This is a genomic window from Filifactor sp. (genome assembly GCF_057248345.1).
The window spans coordinates 1-3,284 of record NZ_DBHIIC010000074.1 but is presented as its reverse complement, the minus strand read 5'-3'; the positions used below and the strand labels follow the sequence as shown (position 1 = coordinate 3,284).

The 3,284-nt window shown below is 34.3% G+C and carries 3 protein-coding genes and 1 pseudogene; all 4 read right to left on the bottom strand.

From position 1 onward, the window contains the following. Positions 1–274 (bottom strand): annotated as a pseudogene (locus ACO5GE_RS07875) (Asp-tRNA(Asn)/Glu-tRNA(Gln) amidotransferase subunit GatB); the annotation flags it as partial. 12 nt (positions 275–286) lie between these two features. After that, positions 287–1,744 carry an Asp-tRNA(Asn)/Glu-tRNA(Gln) amidotransferase subunit GatA gene (gatA, locus tag ACO5GE_RS07870; RefSeq protein ID WP_484830362.1) on the bottom strand — a complete coding sequence of 486 codons (1,458 nt, stop codon included), beginning with the start codon at positions 1,742–1,744 and terminating at the stop codon, positions 287–289. A 51-nt stretch (positions 1,745–1,795) separates the two neighbouring features. Then, entirely contained in the window at positions 1,796–2,083 is a 288-nt protein-coding gene (gatC, locus tag ACO5GE_RS07865) for an Asp-tRNA(Asn)/Glu-tRNA(Gln) amidotransferase subunit GatC (RefSeq protein WP_484830361.1), read from the bottom strand. A gap of 72 nt (positions 2,084–2,155) precedes the next feature. Continuing rightward, the coding region (gene ligA, locus ACO5GE_RS07860; RefSeq protein ID WP_484830360.1) for an NAD-dependent DNA ligase LigA at positions 2,156–3,284 on the bottom strand (1,129 nt) is incomplete at its 5' end.

The following is a 3,284-nucleotide window of genomic DNA, read 5'->3' as shown; positions in this document are numbered from 1 at the left end:
TTTGATAACCTTTTGTTAAATCAGGATAAAAATAATTTTTTCTATCCATCTTTGTATGTCTTTCAATCGAACAATTTGTAGACAAACCGGCCATTATTGCATATTTCAAAACTTGTTCATTCAGTACAGGTAAAGTACCCGGCATTCCCATACAAATCGGACAGCAATTTGTATTCACTTCACTACCAAACTCATTCTTGCAACCACAGAACGCTTTTGTTTTCGTTAAGAGTTCCACATGAATTTCTATTCCAATTAATGTTTTATAATTCAATGTTGTTTCCTCCTAGTCTAATTCTGTAACCATTTTATGATAATCTGTATTCTTTTCAAATGCATCTGCAGCCTTTAACATCGTTCCCTCATTAAAATAGTTTCCAATCAATTGTAAACCGATTGGAAGTTTACCTTTTCTTCCGCAAGGAATTGAAATTGCAGGTAGTCCTGCCAAGTTTACAGGTATTGTACATAAGTCTTCCAGATACATTGAAAGAGGATCGTTTGTTTTTTCGCCACAACGGAATGCTACATTTGGAGCAGTAGGACTCAATAAGAGATCATACTTTTTGAACACATTAACAAAATCTTGCTTAATTAAAGTACGTACTTTTAATGCCTTTTGATAATAGGCATCATAATATCCCGCACTCAATGTAAATGTTCCCAATAAAATTCTTCTCTTCACTTCATCCCCAAAACCTTCACTTCTTGTGTTGATGTACATTTCTTCTAAGTCAGAATAGTTCTTTGTTCGATATCCATATTTAACACCATCAAATCTAGATAAATTTGAGGAAGCTTCGCTAGGAGCGATAATATAGTATGTCTCAATAGAATGGCGAATATGTTTCAAATCCACTATCTCACAATTTGCTCCCAACTCTTCAAATTTCTCAATAGCATTTTGGATAGCATTTTTCACATCCAAATCAATTCCATCTTCAAAAAGCTGCTTAATAATTCCAATACGCAATCCCTTTATATTCCCATTCAACTGTTTCAAATATTCATCTACCTGTACATCTGCTGAAGTGGAATCCATACTGTCTTTTCCTGAAATTGTGTTCAACACGATTGCTGAGTCTGCAACATTTTTGGTTAAAATTCCAATTTGATCTAATGATGACCCAAATGCAACCAACCCATATCTGGAAACTCTGCCATAAGTCGGCTTCACTCCAACTATTCCACAATAAGAAGCAGGTTGACGCACAGAACCACCTGTATCTGATCCTAGTGAAAACAGTACTTCTCCGGATGCAACAGAAACTGCAGAACCACCGGAAGAACCACCTGGTACATAATTAGTATCAAAAGGATTTTTTGTAGGGAAGAATGCAGATTTTTCTGTAGAGCCTCCCATCGCAAATTCATCCATGTTTACTTTTCCAACCATAATCGGCATTTGTTCATTTAATTTTTCTATAGCTGTAGCGTCATAAATAGGAATATAATTTTCTAAGATCTTAGATGCACATGTTGTTTTTACTCCTTTAGTTGAAATATTATCCTTTACAGAGTAAGGAATACCTGTCAACAATGTATCTGTTTTCTCATCAAATTTTTTTTGAGCAATGCGAGATTGTTCTTCTGATACATCTTTTGATAAAGTAATGAATGCCTTAACTTTTTCATCTATTTTTTCAATCCTATCATAAGAAGATGTCAACAGTTCCGAAACAGAACATTCTCCATTTTTTAACATACGATTTGCATCTTGAATATTAATATTTTTCAAGTCCATAAAACTACTCCTTATAAATTTTCTGTCTATCCACTCTCTTGAAGTTACATTCTAAGATAAAACATTTGGAACAATAAAACATCCGGCTTCTTTTGATGGAGCATTTTTAAGTATATCCTCTCTGTCAAAAGACGAAGTTACTACATCATCCCTCATAACATTCTCTAATCCCAAAACATTATATGTTATTTCTGTGTTTTCTGTATCACATTCCTCTAAAGAAGATACATATCCTAATATTTTTTCTAAAGATTCTATCATTTCTTCTTGCTTGTCATCATCAATTTTTAGTTTAGATAGATGACTCATATATTCCAGCACTTTTTTATCTATTACCATTTTTTTTCGATTGATATAAAATCAATCTTCCTCCTTTTTTATTTTGTCATCAGCTTAGTTATCAAAACATTTTTACATGTTTACCATACCCAAGAATTCATCTTTCGTCAAGATTTGAATATTCAATTCCTGTGCCTTTTTTAACTTGCTTCCGGGACTGTCTCCTGCCAGTAAATAATCAACAGATGCACTAACTGCTGACATCACTTCCCCGCCATTATTCTCTATTATTTTTTTCGCTTCAGAACGTTTCATTCCCTCCAACGTCCCCGTCAGAACAAATTTCTTTCCGGACAAAACTTTCGATTCATTGTTTTCTGTTTCAGAGATTGACTTTGTATTAACACCATAGCTTACTAATCGTTCTAACACATCTCTATTTTCTTCGAGTTGAAAATAATTCAAAATACTTTCAGCAGTTTTTAATCCAATTTCTTCTACTTTCATTAAGTCCTCTAACGTTGCTTTCTGAAGTTCTTCCAGTGAAGAAAAACTTTTACTTAACACCTTGGCAGCTTTTTCCCCAACAAAATCAATCCCTAGTGCTACCAGTAATTGATTTAAATTTCTTGATTTGGAATCATTAATTGCCGAAATTAAATTGGATGCAGATTTCTTTGCAAAACCATTAAGTTGCAACAAATCTTCTTCTCTCAACAAATATATGTCTGCTACATTTTTGATGAAACCATTTTCATAAAGAGAAGATACGATACTTGGTCCAAAATTATCAATATCCATAGCACTCTTTGACACAAAATGAATCATTCGGCGTTTTAATTGTGCGGGACAAGCAATATTAGTACATTTAATAGCAACTTCTCCATCAATTTTTTTAGTTTCAGCTCCACAGGAAGGACAAGTATGTGGCATACGAAAAACGACTTCTGTTCCATCTCTTTTCTCTTTACTTACAGAATGTACTTCCGGTATAATTTCCCCTGCTTTTTGAACAATAACAGTGTCTCCTACACGAATATCTTTCATTTCAATATAGTCTTCATTGTGCAAGGTCGCCCTTGATACCGTAGAACCTGAAATTAAAACTGGTTTTAGTTCAGCAATCGGTGTCAAAACTCCTGTTCTTCCTACCTGAACCGTAATTGCTTCTATTTTGGTCTCTTTTTGCTCGGCCGGGAATTTATAAGCGATCGCCCACCGTGGAGCCTTTGTAGTCTGCCCCAATACATCCCTCTTAGTT